This window comes from Micrococcus sp. TCR-5 (genome assembly GCF_052220525.1).
Lineage (GTDB): Bacteria > Actinomycetota > Actinomycetes > Actinomycetales > Micrococcaceae > Micrococcus > Micrococcus luteus.
In genome coordinates this window covers 94,791-102,314 of record NZ_JBQPDO010000009.1, presented here as the reverse complement: position 1 = coordinate 102,314, position 7,524 = coordinate 94,791, and the positions used below count along the sequence as shown (strand labels likewise).

At 71.6% G+C, this 7,524-nt stretch carries 3 protein-coding genes and 1 pseudogene; all 4 read right to left on the bottom strand.

The annotated features are described in order from the left end of the window. Positions 1–194: 194 nt before the first annotated feature. Positions 195–832, bottom strand: a pseudogene (locus tag ACTSKS_RS07010) (transposase); the annotation flags it as partial. 183 nt (positions 833–1,015) lie between these two features. Continuing rightward, positions 1,016–3,718: an aconitate hydratase AcnA gene (gene acnA, locus ACTSKS_RS07005; protein ID WP_020625084.1), complete on the bottom strand. Its 2,703-nt coding sequence runs from the start codon at positions 3,716–3,718 to the stop codon at positions 1,016–1,018. A gap of 201 nt (positions 3,719–3,919) precedes the next feature. After that, on the bottom strand, positions 3,920–5,392 hold the full coding sequence (locus ACTSKS_RS07000; RefSeq protein ID WP_237069098.1) for a class I SAM-dependent RNA methyltransferase: 1,473 nt from the start codon (positions 5,390–5,392) through the stop codon (positions 3,920–3,922). 159 nt (positions 5,393–5,551) lie between these two features. Continuing rightward, positions 5,552–7,504 (bottom strand): APC family permease, encoded by a 1,953-nt coding sequence (locus ACTSKS_RS06995; protein ID WP_144820216.1) that lies wholly within the window; start codon positions 7,502–7,504, stop codon positions 5,552–5,554. Positions 7,505–7,524 lie beyond the last annotated feature (20 nt).

The window sequence follows — 7,524 nt, the reverse complement described above, 5'->3', positions numbered from 1 at the left end:
CTGCCAGACCACCGGAGACTCCGTACGGATGACCCAGGCAATGGCCGGGAAGGGAGTCATGCCACTGAACTGATCCCATCACGGTGGCCAGCACCACCACCCAAACGGGCAAACCAGCTGGCCACCAGTGGGCAGTTCTGATGGCCACCAGCGGGAAGAAACACTGGCCGCCTATGGGCAGAACTCAATGGCCCTTGACACTCGATCACGTTCCGGCCCGTGTAAGCCTCCGAGTCCAGGCCCACGGTTCGGCCGCCGGCCGAGCCGCGGCGTCTGCGGTGGCCCTGCTGGTCAGCCGGTTGGGGAGGACGGCCTTGATGCCACCGGCGCGCAGATGGGTGCCGATCGCCCGCGATGAGTACGCCTTCTCGCCCAGCACCGTCGACCAGCTGATGGGTCTTCGTGCTCAGCCCGCTCCGTGAGCGCCCGAGGCCGTGATCGGCGGGCTCTTCACGCGGATTCCTTGTCGTTCGATCCAGCCCCTCTGAGCCGGGTGGTGTTCCTCGCGTGCTGATGGGCGCGGGCGATCGTGGAGTCGACCGAGACCGACCAATCGATCAGGATTTCGGCATCCGCTGCGGTGGTCCGTGTTGCCAGCACCGTGTCCCAGGTGCCCTCTTCGGCCATGCGCCGATGCCAGGTCCACACGATCAGCCAGGGCCCGGAGACCTCGGGCAGGTCCCGCCACGGGATCGAAGCACCTGTCCCGGTGGATGATGGCTTCGACCCTCGTGCGGTCATCGGCGAACGGCCGGCCCTGCCGGCCCGTGCAGGCGGGGAGCATCTGGAACCGGGACGTGTCTTCGAGGGCGCCAGCCGACCCTGGATTCATTGTCAGACACGCCCTAGGCCCGTCTGGCCCGAGGGTGAGCCGGACTCTGAACTGGGGGATGAAGAGCGGTCGTGCACCGGGGTCGGCCCCAGCGGCCACGACGACGGCGGCCCGCCGCCCTCCGTGCGGAGGGCGGCGGGCCGCCGTCGTCGTGGTGCCCGCGCGCGGGCGGTGTCCCGTGGATCAGGCCTTCGCGGCGATCTGACGGAGCACGTACTGCAGGATGCCGCCGTTGCGGTAGTACTCGGCCTCACCGGGGGTGTCGATGCGGACGACCGCGTCGAACTCGGTGACCCTGCCGTCCTCACCGGTGGCCGTGACCTTCACGGTCTTCGGCGTGGTGCCCTCGTTGAGGGCGGTGATGCCGGAGATGTCGAAGGTCTCGGTGCCGGTCAGGCCCAGCGAGTCGGCGTTCTCACCCTCCGGGAACTGCAGCGGCAGCACGCCCATGCCGATGAGGTTCGAGCGGTGGATGCGCTCGAAGGACTCCGTGATCACGGCCTTGACGCCCAGGAGCGCGGTGCCCTTGGCCGCCCAGTCACGGGAGGAGCCGGAGCCGTACTCCTTGCCGCCCAGGACCACCAGCGGGGTGCCCTGCTCGGCGTAGTTCTGCGCCGCGTCGTACACGTAGGCCTGCGGGGCGCCCTCCTGGGTGAAGTCGCGCGTGAAGCCGCCCTCCACGCCGTCGAGCAGCTGGTTCTTGATGCGGATGTTCGCGAACGTGCCGCGGATCATGACCTCGTGGTTGCCACGACGGGATCCGTAGGAGTTGAAGTCCTTGCGCTGCACGCCGTTCTCCAGCAGGTAGCGGCCCGCCGGGGTGTCCGACTTGAAGGAGCCGGCCGGGGAGATGTGGTCCGTGGTCACGGAGTCACCCAGCTTGAGCAGGACGCGGGCGCCGGAGATGTCCGACACCGGGTCCGGCTGCATGGTCATGCCCTCGAAGTACGGGGGCTTGCGCACGTAGGTGGACTTCTCGTCCCACTCGAAGGTGGAGCCCGAGGGGGTCTCCAGGGACTGCCAGCGCTCGTCGCCGTCGAAGATCGTGGCGTACTGCGAGGTGAACATCTCGGTGTCGATCGACGCGTCGATGATCTGCTGGACCTCGGTCGGGTCCGGCCAGATGTCCTTGAGGAAGACGTCGTTGCCCTCCGTGTCCTGGCCCAGGGCCTCGTTCTCGAAGTCGAAGTCCATGGTGCCGGCCAGGGCGTAGGCGACCACCAGCGGCGGGGAGGCCAGGTAGTTCATCTTCACGTCCGGGTTGATGCGGCCCTCGAAGTTGCGGTTGCCGGAGAGCACCGCGGTCACGGACAGGTCGTTCTCCTGGATGGCCTCGGAGATCTCGGACTCCAGCGGGCCGGAGTTGCCGATGCAGGTGGTGCAGCCGTAGCCGACCACGTTGAAGCCGAGGTCGTTGAGGGACTCGCGCAGCCCGGACTTCTCGTAGTAGTCGGTCACCACGCGGGAGCCCGGGGCCACGGAGGTCTTCACCCACGGCTTGGACTTCAGGCCCTTGGCGACCGCGTTGCGGGCCAGCACGCCGGCCGCCATCATCACGGAGGGGTTGGACGTGTTGGTGCACGAGGTGATCGAGGCGATGGACACGGCACCGTGGTCCAGCTGGAACTGGCGGCCGTCCGGCATGGCCACGTCCACGAGCTTGGACGGGCGGCCCTCGCCGGCCTCGTCCTGCGTGGCGTAGTTGTGCAGGTCCTTGCGGAACTGGTCCTTGGAGTCGGTGAGCTCGATGCGGTCCTGGGGACGCTTCGGGCCGGAAATGGAGGGCACCACGGTGGACAGGTCCAGCTCGAGGTACTCGGAGTAGGCGACCTCGGAGGACGGGTCGTGCCACATCCCCTGCTCCTTGGTGTACGCCTCCACGAGGGCGACCTGCTCCTCGGAGCGGCCGGTCAGGCGCAGGTAGTCGAGGGTGACCTCGTCGATCGGGAAGATCGCGGCGGTGGAGCCGAACTCGGGCGACATGTTGCCGATGGTGGCGCGGTTGGCCAGGGGCACGGAGCCGACGCCCTCGCCGTAGAACTCGACGAACTTGCCGACCACGCCGTGCTGGCGGAGCATCTCGGTGATGGTCAGCACCACGTCGGTCGCGGTGGCGCCGGACGGGATGCTGCCGGTCAGCTTGAAGCCCACGACCCGCGGGATCAGCATGGACACGGGCTGGCCGAGCATCGCGGCCTCGGCCTCGATGCCGCCGACGCCCCAGCCGAGCACGCCCAGGCCGTTGACCATGGTGGTGTGCGAGTCGGTGCCGACGCAGGAGTCCGGGTAGGCGCGCAGCACGCCGTCGACCTCGCGGGTCATCACGGTGCGGGCCAGGTTCTCGATGTTGACCTGGTGGACGATGCCCATGCCCGGGGGGACGACCTTGAAGTCGTCGAAGGCGGTCTGGCCCCAGCGCAGGAACTTGTAGCGCTCGCCGTTGCGCTCGTACTCGATCTCCATGTTCCGCTCGATGGCGGCGTCGTTGCCGAAGGAGTCGATCTGCACGGAGTGGTCGATCACGAGCTCGGCCGGGGAGAGCGGGTTCACGCGCTCCGGGTCGCCGCCCAGGTCCTGGATGGCCTCACGCATGGTGGCCAGGTCCACGACGCAGGGCACGCCGGTGAAGTCCTGCATGATCACGCGCGCCGGCGTGAACTGGATCTCGGTGTCCGGCTGGGCGTTCGGGTCCCAGGCGGCCAGGGCCTTGATCTGGTCGGCGGTCACGTTGGCGCCGTCCTCGGTGCGCAGCAGGTTCTCCAGCAGCACCTTCAGGGAGTAGGGCAGCTTCTGCGCCCCCTCGACCTTGTTCAGACGGAAAATCTCATACTCGGCTCCCTTGACGTCCAGGACGCCCTTGGAGCCGAAGCTGTCGACGGTGGTCACGAGAGGACTCCTCTTCCCGCCCGGTTTCCTCCGGGCGCTCGTCCAGTGGGGGGTGGTCACCCGCGGCCGCGGACCGCGCGCCGTCCGGGACGGGCGTCGTCTGCGTCACAGGTGCCGCACTGTGTCCCAGGGTACCGCGCCGGTCGCGTGTGACGCGGGCATGGCGCGCGGCGGCCCGCAGGCCGCCGCGCGGGCGCCGGATCAGATCTCGACGACGGCCGGGGCCGGTGCGCTCTGGGCGGCCGGCACCAGCACGGTGACCGACTCGAGGTGGTGGGTGTCCGGGTAGAGGTCGAACACGCGGGCGCGCTCCACCTCGTAGCCGCCGTCGCGCAGCCACGCCAGGTCGCGGGCGAACGAGGCGGGGTCGCACGAGACGTACACGATGCGGCCCGGCTCGAGCGCGAGGATGCGCTCGATCGCCCGCCGCCCCGCGCCGGCCCGCGGCGGGTCCAGGACCACGGTGTCCAGCGCGACCCCGCCGAGGCCGCCGTCGGCCACGGGGCGCTCGGGGTACTTCAGCCAGCTGCCGAGCACCTTGTCCGTGGGGCCGTTGAGCACCGAGGCCTGCGGCTGCTCGTGCAGGTTGCGGCGGGCGTCCTTCGAGGCCTGACGGGAGGCCTCCACCGAGTACACGCGGCCCTCGGGTCCCACGGCGTCCGCCAGGTACGCGCTGAACAGGCCGGCGCCGCCGTAGAGGTCGGCCACGACCTGGCCCGGCTCGACTCGGGCGTCCTCGAGCACCGCGTCCACGAGGGTGGCCGGGGCGTGCTGGTGGACCTGCCAGAAGCCGTCACCCGTGACGCGGAAGCGCTTGGTGCCGCCGCGCTCGGACTCCACGGTCTCCTCGACCCAGGTCTTCCCGGTGATGCGCTCGACCTTGACCGGCTGGAACTGCTTCGGGCCGGGCAGGGCCAGGCCGGCGGAGACGTCCACGCCGCACGCGTTGGCGGCCTGGCGGATCCGGGTGCGCAGCCGGCCGAGCTTGACCTCGTCCGCCCGCGTCTGCGGGGTGGGCGTCACCAGCACGAGGGGGCGGGAGCCGGAGGCCGGCGTCGCGACGTCCACGCGGGCGGCTCCGGTGAAGTCCCAGTCCCACAGGGCGAGCGCATCGAGGGCCGGCACGCCGAGCGGCATGTTGCGCACGGGCAGGAGGGTCGCCGAACGGTAGGCGTGCATCGCGATGTGCCCCTGGGGGGTCACCGCGAACGCGTTCCGGGTCCGCCAGCGCTGGCCGGTGGGCTCGTCCTCGGAGCCGGCGAAGCACACCTCCGGCTCCACCGCGAGGTCGGCGATGCGGTGCACCGTGTCCCGGAAGACCTGGGCCTTGAGCCGGCGCTGGTGCGGGACCACGATGTGGCCGAACTCGGCGCCGCCCACGGGCGGGCGACCCGAGGCGTGGGCGCGCAGCATGTCCGCGAGCTTCCACTGGTGGATGCGGCGGAACTCGGAGGGCCGCAGCACCTCCACGACGTCGCCGCGCCAGAAGCGGGCCCCGTCCTCGGCCTCGGTCAGGGCCACCCGGACCTTCTCGCCGGGCACGGCGTGGCGCACGAAGACGACCCGCCCCTCGTGCCGGGCCACGCAGTGGCCGCCGTGGGCCATGGCCCCGACCTCCACCTCGATGGTCCTCCCGATCCCGGTGACGTCTGTGGACGTGTCGACGACTGCCATGTCTGGCTCCTCTCGCATCGCAGCGCGCTTCAGGTCTTGCCCTGAGCATCGACTGGTCAGATCATCATCATCCTTGCAGACCGATGCGGCTGTGTCGCCTCGATCGTGGGCGCGCCGTCGGACGGCGTCATCCGCCGCTCCCCGGGGGCGCCGGGGCGGTCAAGAGCCCTGGCCCTCGTGGACCTGCCACGGCACCGAGCCCACCATCACGCCCGGCTCCCGCTGCAGTCGCCGCGTCTGACGGGTGGCGGTCCGGTTGTGCAGGAGCGTGCGCCAGCCCGGCCGGACCACGTACTCCGGGATGAACACCATGGTCAGGTCCCGCGGGGAGCGGCGTCGGTGCTCGCGCACATGCCGCACCAGGGGGGCCACCGTGTCGCGGTAGGGCGAGGCGATCACGGTGAGCGACATCGGCAGGCCGGCACGCTCCCAGGCGTCGATCACCTCCAGGGTGGCGGCGCGCTCGGCGTCCACGACGACGGCCTCGAGGGAGGACGGCCGCGACGCGCGGGCGTAGGCCAGCGCCCGCAGCGCCGGCCGGTCCAGCGTGGTCACGACGACCACCACGTGGACCCGCGAGGGCAGGGCCCGCGCGTCGTCCTGGGGGTCCGGTGCGAGCTCGCGGTCCACGTCCGAGTAGTGGCGGCGGATCCGCCCCATCACCAGCGAGCCGAGCACGATCGCCAGCAGCGCCACCCACGCGCCCTGCGTGAAGCGGGTGACCAGGACGACGACGCCCGCCAGCGCCGTGACCACCCAGGCCACCGCCGTGATGATCAGGCGCAGCCGGACGGCCGCCCGGGCCCGGGCGCCCGGTGTGTGCACGAGCCGGCGGCGCCACAGCCGCAGCATGCCGGCCTGCGCGAGCGTGAAGGCCAGCAGCACGCCGATGACGTAGAGCTGCACGAGCAGGGCGGTCCGGGCCTCGAAGAACAGCACGAGTGAGAGGGCCACGGCCCCCATCCCGAGGACACTCCACGTGTGCACGAGCCGGTCGCTGCGGACCCTCAGCTGCCGGGGCAGGTAGCCGTCCTCGGCCACGCGCGCGGCCAGGGCGGGGAACGAGCGGAACGCCGACTTGGCAGCGAACAGCAGGAGCAGGGCGGTGGCCGCGATGGTGGCGACGGACAGGACGCTGCCCGGGCCGTACACGGTGTCCGCGAGCTGGGCGAGCACGGGGGCGGGGGCGCGGTCGGGCGTGACCTCCCCGCCCGCGGCGTCCCGGAGGTTCTCCAGCTCCAGCCCGACGACGACGCCGGTGCGCTGGGCCAGATGCATGACGCCCACGGTCAGCGCGCCGAGGGTGAGGGCCATCACGGTGAGCACCCACCGCACCGTGGGCACGGCCGGCCGGGCCATCAGGCGGGTGCTCGAGACCGGCACCTCGACGCCGGTGAGCAGCACCGATCCCGCGCTGAACGCGCGCAGGGCGAGCAGCGCCGTCGCCACGGTGCCGACGGTCCCGCCGACCCCGGCGCCCTCCTGCGTCCACCCGGCCGTCGGCGCCGCGCCGAGCAGCCCACGGCCCTCCTGCCACAGACCCGCCAGGACGAGCAGCGCGGTCAGGGCGACGAACACGCTCACGAGCACGGGCAGCACCCACCGGGACAGCCGCACCCCGCGGAGCGCGGCCAGCAGCACGCCCACGAGCGCGGCCGAGGCCACCAGCACGCGGCTGCCGACGGTGAGTCCGGGGGCCAACGCCGCCACGAAGTGGGCGAAGGCGGCCACGGAGACCGCGGCGGTGAACACGAAGTCCAGCAGGAGCGCGGCCGAGGCGACGACGCCGGCCCTCGGGCCGAACTTCGTGCCGGCCATGTGGTAGATGCCGCCGTGCGGAACGGCGGCGACCGCGGCGCGGAAGGACACGACGATGAGCAGCATCACCGCGACGACGGCCCAGCCGACGGCGGGTCCGAGCGCGAGCGCGGACGTGCCGGCGGCGACCAGGGTGAGGATGATCTCGTCCGGGGCGTAGGCGAGGGAGGACAAGGCGTTCGACGACGTCACAGGCAGCGCCCGCCACCGGTTCATGCGGGGCTCGTCGGCGGCGTGCGACGTCACGGGGCGACCGAGGAGGCCGCGGCGCAGGAGGGAGGACAGCGTGGCCACCGCACCACGGTACTCCCGCC

Excerpts from the sequence above, each read along its gene's own strand:
- ACTSKS_RS07000 (WP_237069098.1), bottom strand. The coding sequence starts at position 5,392 with ATGGCAGTCGTCGACACGTCCACAGACGTCACCGGGATCGGGAGGACC.